We start from the raw sequence: 16,519 nt of genomic DNA on the forward strand, positions 1-16,519 counted from the left end.
CGTGAGTCGTAACAACAACGACCTGCCCATGCTGCCGCCGTGGCTGTCCGAGAGCGACGTCACACAGGCCGGCTACGAGGCACCGGTACAGAATCTCCCGCACGACGAGCTCATCGAGGAAGCACCGAGCCGCAGACGTGGGCGGTTCAAGAACCGGGCCCCCGAAGCGGAACGCCCCGAGGCCGCGCGCCCGGACAAGCGCCGCAAAGGCTGGCGCCGCGACAAGCACGAACCCTCCGACGAGGGAGCGCAGCAGAGCGCGGCACGACCCGCGCCCGGACCGGACGGGCCTGGGCCGGGTCCGCTGCCGCAGGACTCGTGGCAGCAACCCGCCTACGAGCAGGCACCGCCGCGTGCGGACGGCGGGTGGCAGGTCCCGCCCATCGGCGCTACCCAGCAGCCGCTGCCAACCCGCAGCCCTTCGCAGCCCTCGCCAGCGTTCCAGCTGCTGGGCAGCCGACCCACCGAAACGCCGATGCCGAACGACAGGTCGGCGCCGCGGCAGATGGGCAGGCCTGATCTTCCGCCGCCACCAGCGCTGCCGGACCCACCGCGGCAACCGAACGACGAACGGCCCGGTCCGGCGCCGAACCGCGAGCACCCCGTGCCGCCGACTGGCGAGGGTGCCGGCGGACAGACCACCAGGCCGGATCGGCCTCCGCACGGACCACAACCGAGCCAGTGGCCGTCCACCGGTAATCCCCGGCTCGATGCCGCCCTTTCCGCGGTGCGGCCGAGTCACTGGCCGACCACGCCGGCCAACCAGATGTCCGCGCCACCGATCGATGGCCATCCTGTCGGACCGCCCACGGGCGCGGGCCAGACCGGTGCGGACCCGAACGCCCGGCCGGGCAACGAGCATCCGGCGATGCCGCCGACCGGTGAACGATCGGCCGTGCCGCCACAAGGCGCACATCCCGGCACACCACAGACCAGTGCGGACCGCGCGGCGTGGCAGGCCGGAAGTCATCCGGCTCAGAGTCACCTGGCACCCCCGACCGGCGAGCAGCATGCGACGCCGGCTTGGACCATCCCTCCGGTGCCGTACACCGGCGGAACCTCGGTCGGGCCAACGGCCGACGAACACTCCGCCCGGCAGGCCGGACATCGCCAAGCGCCCACCGGCGAAAACGCAGTGGACCAGCACGATGGCGGGTCCGCAATTCCGGCAAGCGACCAGGCATGGCACTCCAGCGATCCGACGTCGGCGCCGACCGGCGCAAGCCCGGCGACCGGCGCGGGTTCCACGACCGGCACCGAACGGGCGGTGCCGCCCACCGGCGGAACTCCGGCCGCGCAGTCTTACGGCGAGCGCCTCACGACTCCGGCGACTACCGGTAGCCACGCCGCACCGCATACGGGCGAACACCCGGAGGCGGCGGGTGCGGAACAAGCCGGTACTCGGATCGGACCGCGTGCGAACGACGCGACGGCGCCGGTCGGCGGCCAGACGGCGGCTGCCGGCGCGGACCCTGTCGTACCGCCTGCCGATGTCCGGCCGGTCACGAGCGGGAACCAGCCCGCCGTATCGGAGGCCGACAGCGGATCCACAGCGTCGGGCAATCCGCCGTCCACTGGTGACCGGACACGCCCGACGGGTGATCAGTCTTCGACGCCGCCGGTCGGTGCGCATCCCGCGACGCCGACACCGCAGGCCGCGCCGTCTTCGTCCGGGTCGAGCGACGGCCCCACCGCGACCGGTTCCGATGGTCCGCCACCCTGGCTCGCCGCGCCGCCGCCCGAGCGGGCGGCGACCTCCACGACGGACGCGCCGCGCCGCCTCCCGCCGCTTCCCGACCCGCCCGCGCCGCACGAGCGCCCGCACAGCGGTGCACCCGGCGTCCCGCCGGCGCCGTCGCCGCACGAGGAGCAGCCGCCCACACGCGGCGGAGACGGTCCGCCGACCTGGCTCGACCACACCGCAGCCGCGCAGGCGGGCCGGCCCGGTCTTCCGCCCGCGCCGAACGAGACCGCGGGGCAGGCTGATCAGGCAGCCGCCCGGACGTCCGCCGACAGCTCACCATCGGCCACCGCATCCGAACCGCGGGTGCGCGCCGATCGCCGACCGGCCTCGAATCCGTCGCCCGCGGATCGCACCGGAACCGGCCCGGCTTCGGCAGCTGCACCGTCCGCTACCGGTCCGCACGCCGCGCACGGTGGGATCGGTTCCGTGCCACCCGCGCCCGAAAGCGCATCCGCGACCGGCAGCCCATCGAGCACCGCGCCGCACGGCACGGCGCCGACGAACGACGCGACCGGCGCAGCCGCGAACCCGCCGTACACACAACCAGATCTGGGCGCCGCGGCGTCGCGCTGGACGAGCGCCGCGGAAGTCGGCGCCGCTGCGGCACGGCCGGTCGGCGGACGACACCGGCTGCCCACCGAGACGAGCGAGCTACCGGTCGCCCAAGCGCCGGTCGAGCAAGCGCCGACTTTCGATCAGCAGCCGGTAGCCCAGCAGCAGACCGAGACGACGCGCCGCGAGGCGGGCAACGTCGCGCCGGGTCCACACGCTCCGGTTGATCTCGCCGGCGAACACCCGGGTTATGCACCGCAGTCCGGTGGTCGGGCACCGGTCGCGGCGCAACCCGACCACTGGCGCGATACCACCCAGCGCCCTGGCACCGGACCGGCCGAATCCTCCGGGCACCCCGCCCCGTTCGTGGGTGGACCGGCGCCAATTGGCCAGCCTGCCGACCAATGGCGCCACGTCGCCGAGCAGGACCCCGCGCAGGCCGGCCAGGCGGCGCCCTATTCCGCGCCGCCCGCGCAGCAGCACCCCGAACCTCAGGACTATGGACAAGCCGCGCAGGCGGGTGGCCAGCAATGGGGCAATCCGCAGCGCCACGCTCAGCCCCCTACCCAGCAGCCGAACGCGCAGCCGGGGACGCCATTCCAGCAGCCCTCACTGGACAATGTGCCGTTGCGGCGGGCCAAGCGGGCGCCGGGATCCGGGTGGCGCAAGGCCGTGCACCACGTGTCGGGTGGCGCGATCAACCCGGGTATGTCCGCCGAGGAACGCAGACTCCAAGAACTGGTCGCGCGGATCAGACAGCCCGTGCGCGGCGATTACCGCATCGCGGTGCTCTCGCTCAAGGGTGGTGTCGGAAAGACCACCACCACAATGGGTCTCGGATCGATCTTCGCGTCGATCCGTGGCGACCGAGTAATCGCGGTGGACGCCAACCCAGACTTCGGCACGCTGTCGCAGCGGGTGCCGCTGCAGACTCGCTCCACCGTGCGCGACCTGCTGCTCGACCCCTCGATCCAGCGGTACTCGGACGTGCGCAGGCACACCTCGCAAGGCACCAGCCGACTGGAAGTGCTTGCCAGCGAACGCGATCCGGCCGCATCGGAGGCGTTCAGCGACGAGGAGTACCGCGCCGTGGCCGGTATCCTGCAGCGGTTTTACAACATCATCCTCACCGACTGCGGCACCGGGCTGATGCATTCGGCGATGACCGGGGTGCTCGACCTGGCGCATTCACTGGTGCTGATCTCCTCGGCGGCGATCGATGGCGCCCGCAGCGCCGCCGCCACACTGGACTGGCTATCGCTGCACGGCCACGATCATCTGGTCCGCAACGCGGTGGTGGTGATCAATCTGCCGCGCGAGGGGTCACCGAATGTCGGCATCCAGCAGCTGCGCGAATACTTCCTGTCCCGTTGCCGCGCCGTGCATATCATCCCGTACGACCAGCACCTGTCCGAGGGTGCCGAGATCGATCTGCACCAGCTGCATAAGCAGACCAAGCGTGCCTATGTCGAGCTGGCCGCCACCGTCGCCGACGATTTCGCCACCGATCACCGCCGCTACCGCCCTTGACGCCGGCCAGAGCCTCCCCCTGACGGCGTGCGGTGGTCGGACGGCGTGCGGTGGTCGGACGGCATGCGGGAGTCGGCTCACCACTCGGGCAGACGCCGTCGTCCCGCCATGACGTCGCGCACCAGATCGTCGTAGGCGTCCGCGAGTTCGGCGAGATGATGCCATGCGTAGTGCAGCAGATCGTCGTGCGCGTCCAACGTCATCAACGCGTGGTGCGCTCGCACCGAGGACTCGGCGAGGCGGTCGATCACCGCGCCAACGGTCTCGGTGTGCAAGGTGGCGCCGAGCCGATGCTGCGGCACGCTGCGCAGCACCCAGTCGTCGATGGCCATCACCAACTCGACTCTGCGACGCTCGATTTCGCGGATCACCGCGACGGACGTATCCACCGAACCGCCACGACCGACGAGTCGGCGTTCATGCAGCACCGCCAGGTCACGGGCGAACCAGAGCAGCGGACCGCCCACCACCCGGTGGCCGCGACACGCCCGAACCAGTAGGTCGGACATAGGAAGTAGTCCCGGTGCCGAAGAACGCACCGAAGGATCGACACACCGTGATGTGCCGGGGAGGGCCATTACGACCGTTGTATCCGAACCTGCCACGTTGCCTCGCCGTCATCGCCGCACAACACCGGATCAGGACGTTCATTACAATAAACCTCTGAAGTCGCCTGTCAAGCGTTACCCGGCCGTAGGGAGTCACGAAGGGTACACTTCGTTACCTGCATGACCAACCGAGGAGCAAGATGGCGGACGGTCCGACGTATCACCGGATCGCAGACCTCCTCCGCGAGGAGATCCGCGCAGCCAAGTGGAAGCCGGGCGATCGACTGCCCAGTCATTCCGAGCTTGCCGATCAGATGCAGGTCTCGATAACCACCGCGCGCAATGCCATCCAGGTATTGGTGACCGAAAACCTCGTCTATACAGCTACTTCCCGCGGAACCATCGTCCGAAACCAGGAAGTGCTGGAATCGGTTGTCACCGACCATATCCGCCCCGATCGGCCGAAGACCGAGCACGACATCTTCGAGGAGATCGCGCGGGCCGCGCACCGAGAGCCGTCGAAGGAGTTCAGCGCGAAGATGGAGCCGGCCAGCCGCGAGGTAGCGTCCTGGCTCGGCGTGCCGCCGGACTCCTGGGTACTGGCCAGGACGGTGGTGCAGTATCTGGACCATGAGCCCTGGTCCTGGGAGGTCAGCTTCTATCCCCGAGATCTGGCCGAGGCCACCGGAATCGACTCTCCGCACGATATTCCGGAAGGCACCACTCGCCGCCTGGCCGACCGAGGCCAGGCGGAGACCGCCCACCGCGACACGCTCGTCGCCCGGCCCGCCACCGCGGAGGAAGCCACGGTGCTCGGTGTAGCCGCGGGCACCGTCCTACTCGACCACCTGCGGATCGGCGCCAATCACGAAAGAGTCACCCGCGCCACCCGTCATCGCTCGCTCGCCACCGGCAACCGCCTGGCCTACGAGCTCGGCGATACCGCAGGCACGGCCGTCATCCGGGCCACACTCGCCAGATCGCACGGGCTCGGTCCGGCGTAAACCATGACCATCGTGCTCCGCCAGGCAACGCTCGGCGATCTCGGCATGATCTGCCGCCTGCGTGTCCAGCGCACGGCGTGGCTCACCGCGCGCGGCTCCGACCAGTGGACGGTCGCCGGACGCGGCCTGCCCATCGAGATCTTCGCTCGCGCGGTGGGCCGGTCGCTGGACGCGGGTGAGACCTGGATCGCCGAGATCGCGGGCGAACCGGCGGGCACCATCACGGTCAACGACCGCGCCGATTCCGGCCTGTGGTCGCGATGGGAGCTCGACGACGCGGTGATCGTCCACTTCATGATCGTCGACCTGCGGTTCTCCGGCCAGCACGTCGGCCACCACATGCTCGCCCATGCGGGAACGCTTGCCCGCCAACGGCAGCGCGAGTGGGTCCGGCTGGACGCCTGGACCGCCAATACCGGCCTGCACGACTACTACCGCTCGGAGGGATTCCGCCTGGCCCGCATCGCGGGGCCGCCGGCGCAGGGGCCCTCCCGCGCGCTGTTCGAGCGCAGGGCCGACAGCTGGGATCGAGCGCTGCCCGTGCCGGTCCTCGCAGTCGGCCGCCCGGACCATTCGGTGATCCTGGGTCCGCCGCGACCGAACAACTGACCAGCCCGCGGGTTACAGCGGCGGCAGATAGGCGATCTGGATCATCTCCGGTTCCCTGCTGCGTGAAATGAGGGTGCCCCGGCCCGGTGGAAGCTTGGCCGAACGGATGTCGCCCAGGAACTTGCCCTCGTCCTTGGGCGCGCTCATCAGCAGCGCGTCGACCGAGATCTCCTTCATCCGGCCGAGCACCTTGTCGTACAGGGCCCGCGACGCACCGCCGGAGCGCCGGGTGACGATGAGGTGCATACCGATGTCACGCGCCTGGGGCAGGAATTCCAGCAGCGGTTCCAGCGGGTTCTGACCCGCGGCGACCATGTCGTAGTCGTCGACGACGATGTAGATCTCCGGCCCGCTCCACCAACTGCGCTCCCGCAGCTGCTGCGGGGTGATGTCCGAACCCGGAATGCGTTTGGCGAGATAACCGGCGACTTCTTTGATCATGCCGACCGAGGTCTGCGACGACGTCGAATAGCCGGCCAGCTGGTCGCCTTCGAGCACACCGAGCATGGTGCGCCGGTAGTCGATGAGGATGACCCTCGCCTGGTCGGCGGTCGAGTTCTCCGCGATGCCGAGCACGATGTTGCGCAGCAGCGTGGTCTTGCCGCATTCCACGTCGGCGAAGGCCATGAAGTGCGATTGGGCGCTGAAATCCAGTACCAGGGGCTGCAATTCGGACTCGCCGAGACCGACGACCACGCAGGTCGGCCCTTGCTCGATACCGCGTGCACGCGCCGCCGCGAGGACCTGTTCGCGCGGGATCTCCATGGGCAGCATCCGAACTTCGGGGGCGCGCCTGCCGCCGTAGAGCTCGTTGAGCTGCTGTTTGGCGGCGCCGACACCTTCGGGCAGAGTCTGCGGATCGGAGTCGGAATCCAGCCGCGGCAACGCGATCAGCATGTGCAGCCGGTCGGGCGTCAGGCCACGGCCGGGACGCCCCACCGGGACGAGCACCGCGGTGCGCCGGTCCATCTCGGAATCCGCGGGGTCGCCGAGGCGCAACTCCAGCCGTGTGCCGATGAGGTCCTTGACGGCGGGACGGATCTCCGCCCAGCGATTGGCCGAGACCATGAGGTGGATGCCGTAGGACAGACCCTGCGCGGCCAACGCGTTGAATGCCGGTTCGAGCACGTCGAATTCCGCGCGAATGGTCGGCCAGCCGTCGACGACCAGGAACACGTCGCCGAACAGGTCCTCCGACAGCGGGTCGGCGGCGCGCTCGGTCTCGGTCATCATGGCCAGTTTGGCCTTGCGCCTGCGGAACTCGTGAATCGACTCGATGCCCAGCTCACGGAAACGTTCCTCACGCTGGTGCAGCAACGTGGTCATCTCCGCGATGGTGCGCCGGACCCGGTCGACCTCGAGCCGTCCCGCGACCGAACCGACGTGCGGCAGGCCGGCCAGGCCGGCCAGGGTGCCGCCGCCGAAGTCCAGACAGTAGAACTGCACCTGCTCGGGGGTGTGCGTGGCCGCGGCGGCCATGATGACCGAACGCAGGGTGGTCGACTTGCCCGACTGCGGACCGCCGACCACGGCCAGATTGCCCTGTCCGCCGGACAGATCGATGACCAGCACGTCGCGGCGCTGCTCGTAGGGCTTGTCGATGACACCGATCGGCATCCACAGCTGACCGTACCGGTTCACCGGGGACTTCCAGTCCGGATCGGGTAGCAGCATGTCCACCGAGGGCGATTCGTCCAGCGGTGGCAGCCAGACCTCGTGCGCGGGCCTGCCGTGACCGGTAAGCCGTCCGACCACCACTTGGAGCAAGGTCGCAGGCACCGCCTCGACCGGACGCGCGGCCTCAAACGGTTCCTCCGCGAGGTCGAGCTCGCCCGGCGGCGCCATCTCTAGCGATCCAGGAGGCGGCGGGAGTTCGGGAAGCCCTTGGCCAACGGTTCTTTCGGCGCGGTCGGCCTGCTCGCGCTCCTCCACCGTGCTCGCCCTGAACACCACCGGCGACTGGCCGCCGACCGCGCGGCCGTCCACCTGCTGGCTGCCACGTGGGGAGACGTAGGGCCCGGACACATAGGCCGCGTTGAACCGCAGCGGGTCGTCCGCGTCGCTCTTGAGATAGGCCGAACCGGGCACGCTCGGAAGATGGTAGGCGTCGGTGATGCCGAGCACCGCGCGGGATTCGTTGGCCGAGAAGGTGCGCAGACCGATGCGATAGGACAGGTGGCTGTCCAGGCCGCGCAGCTTGTTCTCCTCCAGCCGCTGCGAGGCCAGCAGCAGATGCACCCGCAGCGAGCGGCCGAGGCGACCGATCATCACGAACAGGTCGGCGAAGTCCGGCTTCTGCGAGAGCAGTTCGGAGAACTCGTCGACCACGACGAACAGCGCGGGCAGCGGATCGAGCTGGGCGCCGGCGGCGCGTGCCTTCTCGTACTCGGTGACGTTGGCGAAATTGCCCGCCGAGCGCAGTAGTTCCTGACGCCGGTTCATCTCGCCCGACAGCGCGTCCTTCATGCGGTCGACCATCGAGAGTTCTTCCTCGAGGTTGGTGATCACCGCGGCGACGTGCGGCAGCGATTCCAGGCCGAGGAAGGTCGCGCCACCCTTGAAGTCGACCAGCACGAGGTTGAGCAGGTCCGGCGAATGGGTGGTGACCAGCGAGAGCACCAGGGTACGCAGGAACTCGGATTTACCCGAACCCGTCGCGCCGATGCACAACCCGTGCGGGCCCATGCCGTTCTCGGCGGACTCCTTGATGTCGATCTCCACCGGCATGCCGTCCGGGGTGACGCCGATCGGCACGCGTAGTCGCTCCCGGTCGCTGCGCGAGCGCCACACCAGGGCCGGGTCGATCTGGGCGGCGTCCGGAATCTTCAGCAACGCCATCAGACCGGGGACGGCGCGCGTCTCGTCACCCAGGCTGACGATCTGCGCCGCGGTCGCGACCCGGTATCGGGCCAGGTCGCGGGCCAGCGCGGCAGCTTCGGCCAGGCTCACCGAGTCCGCGGTCGCGAATCGTTCGGTGCCTGCGGCTGATTTCGCGGCCACCCACCCGTCCGACACCACCAGTTGCAGGCCGCGGCGCACGGCGAGACCGGTCTGCGGCGCGGTGAGGTCGAGCACGGTGACCGAGTCCAGGCCCGCGTCGCTGACGATCCGCTCGGTTCCGCTGACGAAACCGTCGTCGATGATGACGAGCAAGTGGATCCGGCCGGCGGTCGGCTGTGCGTTACGCATGAACCTGCCGCGTTCGAGCAGCTCGGCGGCCATGGCGGTTTCGAGTTCGCCCAGCGACCGGTACATCATGCGCGCCGATCCGATGCCGTCGCGATCGACCGGATGCTGCAGGTGCGGAATCCACTTGGCCCACGACCACGCCTCACCATCGGGATCGGCGCAGATGATGGCGACCGCGGTGTGGTCGGGTCCGTGGAAGGCGGTGAACTCCATCAGCATCGACCGCGCGAGCATGCGGGTCTGTGCCGGTTCACCCTCGATGTTGATGGCCGGGAACGCGCGCAGCGAGATCGCGGTCGGCAGGGTGTGCACCACCGAATGGGTGCGCACGAAACGACGCAGCGCCACCGTCGACACCGGCTCCAGATCCTCCAGCGGACCCGTCTCCGGCCTGGCCAGCTTGGTCGCCAACCGGTGGCTGCCGACGCCGACGCGCACGTGCCCGAAATCCGGGTCGTTGGGGCGGCGCTCCCACATGCGCCGGGTACCGACCAGCGACTGGAGATCGGCCGGGTCCGGATGACTCCACAGCAGCGCGTCGAGCTGCGCACGCCCGGTCTTGCGGACGTCCTTGCGCACTTGGTCCAGGTACCGGAAGTAGTCCTTGCGTTCCTCGTTCAGCTCGGCGGCCTTCTTCGGTCCGCCCCCGCCCCGGTATCCCGCCATCATGCCGACCATCGACATGATCATCATCATCGGGAACATCATCATGAACGGATTGGCCAGCAGGCTGCGGCCCATCATGACCATCATCGCGATCATGCCGACCACGGCGACCACCATCACGACCGGCATGAGCTTCATCAGCAGGCCGCTCGGTATCGGACGGGGAATCTCCGGCGGAGCGGTCAGCGCCACCTCGCCGCCAGGCGCCCGCGGCGGTGCGATGCGAGGCCGGCGCACGAAACCTTCGGTAGCCATGTCCTACAGTCCTTCTCCGGTCTCCGCCGGGTCGACGACGCCGCGACCCCGGCGGAACGGGACGGACAGCGCGTATCCGATGCCGAGCAGGGACAGCAGCACGATCGTGCCTATGGTCGCGACGCGACGCGGCGCCGGATCGACATAGGGTGGCGGCGGAGGCGGCGGAATCGGCCGCGCCACATCGGCTCCCGCGTTCACCGGACGTTCGGGCAGCTGCGCGGTCAGCGCGGCGAGCGGGTCGACCAGGCCGTGGCCGATCCGGTCGTCGCGTCCGGAGCCGGGCTGCTGCGCCGTGCGGGTGATCCGGTCGATCACCTGTTGCGCCGACAACTGCGGGAACCTGGCGCGCACCAGCGCGGCGAGCCCGGATACGTAGGCGCTGGAAAAGCTGGTCCCGTCAATGGATCCGACGCCATCGGCGGTCTGCACCGAATCGACCAGACCGGTAGCGCCCGGCTTGCTGTCCAGCGAAACGATAGTGCGTCCAGGGGCCGCGACACCCACCCACGGACCATGGATGGAGAACGGCGAGGCCGTGCCATCGGCCTCCACCGAGGCGACCGAGAGCACATAGGGCGCGAACCAGGCCGGACTCACCGCGGTACGCACCGCGCCCCATCCTGTTCCCTCGTTCTGGCCATCACATGCCCCACCCTGCTGTATGTTCCCGGCCGCGGCCACCACGACCACATTTCGATCGTAGGCGTATTTGACGGCCGCGCCGAGCGCGCCGTCGGCCGGGTCCGCACCCGCCGGTGAGCAGGCGACCTCGGAGATATTGATCACGCCAGCCCCCATGTCCACCGCGCGCACGACCGCGGCGGCCAGGGTCAGCACGTTGCCGTACCCGGCGCTGGCGATCTTTCCCGGAACCTCCGAGCGCGCCCGGTCTTTCGGCTCGTACGCCAGGCTCAGCTGCCGGATGGCCAGGATCTCCGCGTCGGGCGCCACGCCGGAGAACGCATCGTCGGGGCTCGGCCGCGCGGCGATCAGGCCGGCGACCAGCGTGCCGTGGCCGTCGCAGTCGCTGGTGCCGTCGGAGTTGGACACGAAATCGCCGCCGGGTTGCAGCGCGGGCAGCCGCGGATGCCGGTTCACGCCGGTATCGATCACCGCGACCTTCTGTCCGCCGCCACGGCTGAATTCCCAGGCGGCGGGCAGTTCGAGAATGCGTTGCGGCAGCGGCGCGTCGCGCGGCGGGCCGCCGCCGAGCATCGGCTCGGCACACACAGAGCGCTGTTCGGTCTCGTCCGGCGGACCGCCCCTTGCATTGACCGCGATCGCCGCGCCCAGGGCGCCGTCATCGATGGCGGGCGGCCCGAGGGCGGAGGCCGGAGCGGGCGGTGCGAGACAGCTGAGGCCGAGCACCAGCGTCACCCCGGTGAGCCGTAGCGGAACACTCATCGCCACAACCACTCCACGATCACAGGTTTCTTGCCGCCGAATACAAGTCCATGATCCACAGCACCAGCGGCACGACGGTGACGATCAGCAGATATTCGAAGATCTCCCCGGCTCGTCTGGTCACCGGCGACATCTCGGTGTGCGGCGCGATGACACCGAAGCCGACCATTGCCGTCGCGACCGCCAGCAGAATGCCCGCTATCGGCACCAGCCACGACGGATGCCCGACCGCGACGGCGACACCGACCGCGACCAGTGTGGCCGCCCCACCAGCGATCAGCGTGCCCGCCTGGACCAGGTCCGCGAATGCCCGTCCGCGCAAGGACAGGATCAGCCCGACGACCACGCCCAGTGCGATGCCCTGCCAACGCGCCGCGCCCAGCGGATCGGCGGCGAGCACCGCGCCGACCGTGGCGGCGAGTGTGCTGCCCAGCAGGATGCCCGATTGGTACTGGTTGGCGGCTTTCGCGCGCAGTTCGAGACCCGCCGCCGATGGCAGCGCGGTGGCCCCGATCGCGCCGATGTCCTCGATGGTGGGGCGCGGTTCGTGATCGGCCGGGTCGATCGCGCCGCCCGCGGTGGGCACGGGCGGGACGGGCAGGCGCGCGGCCGCGACCGCGAGCCGCGGCGCCATCGTGATCATGATCAGCGCGACGACCAGCACACCCGCCGCGATCTTGGGCGTTCCGACTTCCCACACCATCCGCACCAGCGCGGAGCAACCCGTGAACGCGGCCGTGGTGAGCGCCGCCGCACACAGCAACGCGCCGACTCCCGTGACGCTGTAGGCGACCACGGCCACGACCAGCGCCGTGACCGAGGCGAGCAGCAGATGCGGACTGCCGAGCGCGTTGGGGACGAAAAACGCGGCGGCCGCGAAGACCAGCGCTATCGCGTACAGCGACAGCAGCGTCGCGGCCAGCGTGGCCTGGTATTTCCGCACGCCGATCACCGCGGCGGCCACTGCGGCCAGCCCGGCGCCCGCGGGCAGGAAGCCGATCGCGATGCTCGCGCCGTCGGTCTTGGCCACGGCCAGCAGACCGAGCGCGGCGAGCACGCCGACCAGCGCTGTGATCAGGCCCATCCATCGGGCCGCGACCGGTGACCAGCTGTGGAACGACTCGGCCGTCAACCGCGACACCGCGTCGATCACGTCGTCGAACAGGGCGGGCGATTCCTTCGCCGTCACCGACCGCAAGACCAGCAGCTCGCCGTCGAACACCTCGGCGTCGGTCAGCGTCTGGTTGGGCGGAATCGGGTCCCGCCCGATCCTGGCCAGGGTCCAATGCTCGGTGCGCAGCGGGGCGCCTTCGTCGTGCTCGGCGAGGTCGGGAGTACGGGACTCGATCAGTTCCACGATGTCGGTGATGAACGCGGCGATCGGAATCGTCGCGGGCAGACCCAGATCGAGCTGGGTGTTGCCGCCGATCACCGAGACTCGGCACAGCTCCGGATCAGCGGCTCCCAAGCCGCTGGTCGACGACTCGGTCACGAGTTTGCAGACTCCCTATGTCGACTCTGTCTTGCTTGGCAACGCACTCAATCTATACCGCTGTCTCCCGGTATGCTGACCGAGAACTCGCAAATACCGTAAGCTTTGGGGGGTTACCCGCATGACCGGCAACCGCCAAGCACAACGCGCCTTCGACGCCGGCGTCTTGTCATTGGGCCTCAGTATCGACGGGCAGGAATCCGCACGGGATCTCGACTACGCGAAGCTTGCGTTCACCAGGGCGACCGAGTGGGATCCCGGTATGTGCGACGCGTGGCTCGGCCGCGCCGCCGCCGGTGAGATGACCCGCGAAGTTCTGTTCAATCTCTACAAGACCAGCTCGACCACGCTTTTCCGGGAGCAGCGCAGGCTGGGTCTGCGGCCGCGGGAACTCGCGGGCCGATTCGTGGTCGGCCAGTACATCGACTATCCGCTGGCCAGCTACACCGAGATCTGGCTCGCCCAGGCCGCGCAGCTGATCGCCGACGCCGATTACGACGAGGCCGAACGGGTGCTCGACGAACTGGCCGCGTATCGCAAAACCCAGCTCTCCCAGCCCGACAAGGAGATCGACGACCGCATCTGCGCCTATGTGCGTGCGGTGCTGCACTATCAGACCCAGCGCTGGCCCGACGTGATGACCGTGCTGGCCGGGTCCGCGGAGTGGGAAGACCCGTACATGGCCGCCGCCGCGCACGTCATGGTCGGCACCGCCTGCGCCCAGCTCGGGCTGTTCGGCGAGGCGATCCGCCGGATGGAACAGGCCGAGCAGGGACCGATTCCGGCCGCGGCGACCACCGCCCGGTTCTGCCGCGGACTGTGCCTGCGGGAAACCGGCAACGAAGTCGAAGCGCAGGCGCTGTTCGAGAAGGTGTTCTCCGAGGCGCCCGATTTCGAGGCCAACACCCAGGCCATGCGGGACCGCAAGTACCGCATCACCGTGACCACAAAAGAACAGATCGACGCGCGCACCAACCGCTGGGATCCGGCCTCCGCGCCCTCGGCGGAGCAGATCGGACGCGAGGAACGCGACGACAAGGCCAAGCATATCCTCGAGACCGCGCGCGCCGAACTCGACGCGCAGATCGGCTTGGCCGCGGTGAAGACCCAGGTGGCCAAGCTGCAAGCCACCGCACAACTGGCCAAGATCCGCGCCCAGAAGGGTATGGCCAGCGTGCCGCGCGGCCAGCACTTGGCCTTCACCGGGCCGCCGGGCACCGGCAAGACCACCATCGCCAGGGTGGTCGCCAAAATCTATTGCGGGCTCGGATTGCTGAAGACCGACAATCTCGTCGAGGCCAAGCGCGCCGATTTCGTCGGACAGCACCTGGGCAGCACCGCGATCAAGACCTCCAAACTGATCGACAGCGCCATGGACGGCGTGCTGTTCATCGACGAGGCGTACACGCTCATCCAGACCGGGCTGCAGGGCGGCGACGCGTTCGGCCGCGAAGCGGTGGACACGCTGCTGGCCAGGATGGAAGACGATCGCGATCGGCTCGTGGTGATCATCGCGGGTTACGACGGCGAGATCGATCGTCTGCTCACCGCCAACGACGGCTTGGCCTCCCGCTTCGCCAAGCGGGTGAAGTTCGACTCCTACACTCCGGCCGAGCTCGGCGAAATCGGCCAGTTCATCGCGCGGAAGCGGGATTCGGAGGTCTCCGAGGAGGCGCTGACGCTGCTCGTCGCCGCCTGCGCCGAACTGTACGAGAAGGACAGCACCGACCAGAGCGGTCAGCCGCGCCGCGGCATCGACCTCGCCGGCAACGGCCGCTTCATCAGGAACGTGATCGAGGCGGCCGAAGAGGAACGCGAATTCCGGCTGGCCAATGACGAAAACCTCGATCTGGCCAACCTGGACGAGGAGGTGCTCATGCGCATCGAGGCCGAAGACATGCGCAATGCCCTCACGAATGTCCTTGCCACGCTCACTCGTTAGCTGTGTCTGATCTGCAGTGCCTGCGGCACTGCGTGTTCGCGGCGAGGTTGGTGCGGACTAACGACCGGACGGCAGTGTGTCGTGACTGACGAGCGCGTCCCGCGGCGTGAGTGTGGGCCCGGGCACCAATTGGCCGACGATCGGCCACGGAGCCAGTCGTGGCTTCGATTCCAGGCCGAGTACCGCCGCCGTCTCGGCGTCCGGGACGCCGTAGCGAATGCCGTTGTCGCCCACGTAGAACAGCGTGCCGCGCCGAGCGCTGTCCGGATCGATCCCGGTTGCCTGGACGAATTCGCCCGTGCCCGGCGGAATGTAGGCCGCGTCCACGCGCTCGCCCGTACCGTCGGCGGTGGCCAGCTCGACCGGAGTGGCCGAGGAGGACAGCGGCAATTTGCGACCGGCCAGGATGGTCACCGTCGCCGCCGGATCATCGGCGCCCCTGGACCAGGACGTGCAGCCCACCGGTGCGTCCTCAGCCGCCAGGATCTTCGGTGTCTCGCGCGGGAAGTGGTCGAGCGGGAGCCGCTCGAGCACCGGGACGCCGGTGATCCGGTCCGGCGGCACCGTGGTGATCTCACTCATGCCTTGGGAATTCGCGTTCCGGATGACCTGCGCGGCGAACGATGACACCCGCTGCACGCCATCGGCGAGTACCACGTAGAGGTCGTCGGCGACCACGCCGCGCACCCGCACCACGCCGCCGACCGGCACGCCGGACAGCTTGCCGGGTCCCGGCTCGCCGACGCGCTCGATCTGCGGGGGCGCCAAGGCGGCGACCTGGGTCGCGGCGTTCAACAGCCCGGTGCTGATCGGCCGCGGCTGATGGGCGCGCAGGTTCAGCGACTGGGCCATCACGGAGTCCTTCGGATCGACCTCCGCGCGCTTGCCGTCGAACAGCAGGAATGTCTTGCCCTCGCGGACCGCCAGCAGCGCCGCGTCGGCGCCGAGCGGCTGGGCGACGCCGTCCGCGTCGGTCTCCAGACCGCCCGCGATCACCGTGGTGTTCACCCCTGGTGAGCGAGCCGCACTGCCGGCGGGGGACAGTCGCACCGCATCGCACAGGGTCCAGATCGACCGCTTTCCCGCCGAGGAACCCGGGAGCGACGCGGGTGCGCCGGGGATGCCGAGCAGCGCGCCGCGTGGCAGGGCGGCGAGCTTGGATTCCTTGACAGAGGTGGGCGACTCGTTGCTCTGGGTGATCAGCCGGGCCGAGGCCAGATTCAGCACCGGATGCAAGGTGTCGCCGACGACGGCGTAGAGCGCGCCACTCTCCTTGGCCATCACGATCTTCGCGTCGGCGATCGAGCCCTGCGGCCGCAGGAACGCCAGAATCGCGGCGCCGGCCACCACCAGCAGGCCGAGTACCGCACCGACGACCAGGGAGCGGGACTGTGAGCGCATCGGGTCGTGCAACATCCGTACGTCCCGGCGCACGAGCGCGTGCTCGTAACGGCGTAGCAGGAATCGGTAGCCGTTGACTTGAGCGCGCGTGGTCAACTGGGCCGGCACGAATCCTCCGAACAGGACGCGGGTGGATCGGGGTGCGACATGGTCGCGCGGCTCTACAGTAGCGAAGCCGTG

Annotated in this window: 9 protein-coding genes; 4 read left to right on the forward strand and 5 right to left on the reverse strand. The window is 69.3% G+C overall.

Features of this window, described 5'->3' with window-relative positions:
- Position 1 precedes the first annotated feature (1 nt).
- Positions 2-3,826, forward strand: a complete 3,825-nt coding sequence (locus AB0M45_RS17645; RefSeq protein WP_364329631.1) for an AAA family ATPase — start codon at positions 2-4, stop codon at positions 3,824-3,826.
- 77 nt (positions 3,827-3,903) lie between these two features.
- On the opposite strand, the gene AB0M45_RS17650 is transcribed toward AB0M45_RS17645, so the two are convergent.
- Positions 3,904-4,335 (reverse strand): DUF4254 domain-containing protein, encoded by a 432-nt coding sequence (locus AB0M45_RS17650; RefSeq protein ID WP_364329633.1) that lies wholly within the window; start codon positions 4,333-4,335, stop codon positions 3,904-3,906.
- A gap of 239 nt (positions 4,336-4,574) precedes the next feature.
- Between AB0M45_RS17650 and AB0M45_RS17655 the strand changes: the two genes are divergently transcribed.
- Both AB0M45_RS17655 and AB0M45_RS17660 read left to right on the forward strand, forming a co-directional pair.
- Positions 4,575-5,378, forward strand: a complete 804-nt coding sequence (locus tag AB0M45_RS17655) for a GntR family transcriptional regulator (protein ID WP_364329635.1) — start codon at positions 4,575-4,577, stop codon at positions 5,376-5,378.
- Positions 5,379-5,381: 3 nt separating this feature from the next.
- A complete protein-coding gene (locus AB0M45_RS17660; RefSeq protein ID WP_364329637.1) occupies positions 5,382-5,987 on the forward strand; it encodes a GNAT family N-acetyltransferase in 606 nt (201 codons plus the stop codon).
- Positions 5,988-5,999: 12 nt separating this feature from the next.
- On the opposite strand, the gene eccCa is transcribed toward AB0M45_RS17660, so the two are convergent.
- The 3 genes from eccCa to eccD are packed head-to-tail and all read right to left on the reverse strand — an operon-like array spanning position 6,000 to position 12,996.
- The gene (eccCa, locus tag AB0M45_RS17665) at positions 6,000-10,097 is read right to left on the reverse strand and encodes a type VII secretion protein EccCa (protein WP_364329639.1); all 4,098 of its coding nucleotides are present in this window, start codon (positions 10,095-10,097) and stop codon (positions 6,000-6,002) included.
- 3 nt (positions 10,098-10,100) lie between these two features.
- The gene (gene mycP, locus AB0M45_RS17670) at positions 10,101-11,504 is read right to left on the reverse strand and encodes a type VII secretion-associated serine protease mycosin (RefSeq protein WP_364329641.1); all 1,404 of its coding nucleotides are present in this window, start codon (positions 11,502-11,504) and stop codon (positions 10,101-10,103) included.
- A 19-nt stretch (positions 11,505-11,523) separates the two neighbouring features.
- Positions 11,524-12,996, reverse strand: a complete 1,473-nt coding sequence (eccD, locus tag AB0M45_RS17675) for a type VII secretion integral membrane protein EccD (RefSeq protein ID WP_364329643.1) — start codon at positions 12,994-12,996, stop codon at positions 11,524-11,526.
- Between the two features lie 121 nt (positions 12,997-13,117).
- Here eccD and eccA point away from each other — a divergent pair, with 121 nt between their 5' ends.
- On the forward strand, positions 13,118-14,938 hold the full coding sequence (eccA, locus tag AB0M45_RS17680; RefSeq protein WP_364329645.1) for a type VII secretion AAA-ATPase EccA: 1,821 nt from the start codon (positions 13,118-13,120) through the stop codon (positions 14,936-14,938).
- Positions 14,939-14,995: 57 nt separating this feature from the next.
- Here the strand turns inward: eccA and eccB are convergent, their stop codons facing one another.
- On the reverse strand, positions 14,996-16,447 hold the full coding sequence (eccB, locus tag AB0M45_RS17685; protein WP_364329647.1) for a type VII secretion protein EccB: 1,452 nt from the start codon (positions 16,445-16,447) through the stop codon (positions 14,996-14,998).
- Between the last annotated feature and the right edge of the window lie 72 nt (positions 16,448-16,519).

This window comes from Nocardia sp. NPDC051787 (assembly GCF_040681325.1).
Lineage (GTDB): Bacteria > Actinomycetota > Actinomycetes > Mycobacteriales > Mycobacteriaceae > Nocardia.

Excerpts from the sequence above, each read along its gene's own strand:
- AB0M45_RS17655 (WP_364329635.1), top strand. The coding sequence starts at position 4,575 with ATGGCGGACGGTCCGACGTATCACCGGATCGCAGACCTCCTCCGCGAG.
- eccCa (WP_364329639.1), bottom strand. The coding sequence starts at position 10,097 with ATGGCTACCGAAGGTTTCGTGCGCCGGCCTCGCATCGCACCGCCGCGG.
- eccA (WP_364329645.1), top strand. The coding sequence starts at position 13,118 with ATGACCGGCAACCGCCAAGCACAACGCGCCTTCGACGCCGGCGTCTTG.
- AB0M45_RS17660 (WP_364329637.1), top strand. The coding sequence starts at position 5,382 with ATGACCATCGTGCTCCGCCAGGCAACGCTCGGCGATCTCGGCATGATC.
- mycP (WP_364329641.1), bottom strand. The coding sequence starts at position 11,504 with ATGAGTGTTCCGCTACGGCTCACCGGGGTGACGCTGGTGCTCGGCCTC.
- AB0M45_RS17650 (WP_364329633.1), bottom strand. The coding sequence starts at position 4,335 with ATGTCCGACCTACTGGTTCGGGCGTGTCGCGGCCACCGGGTGGTGGGC.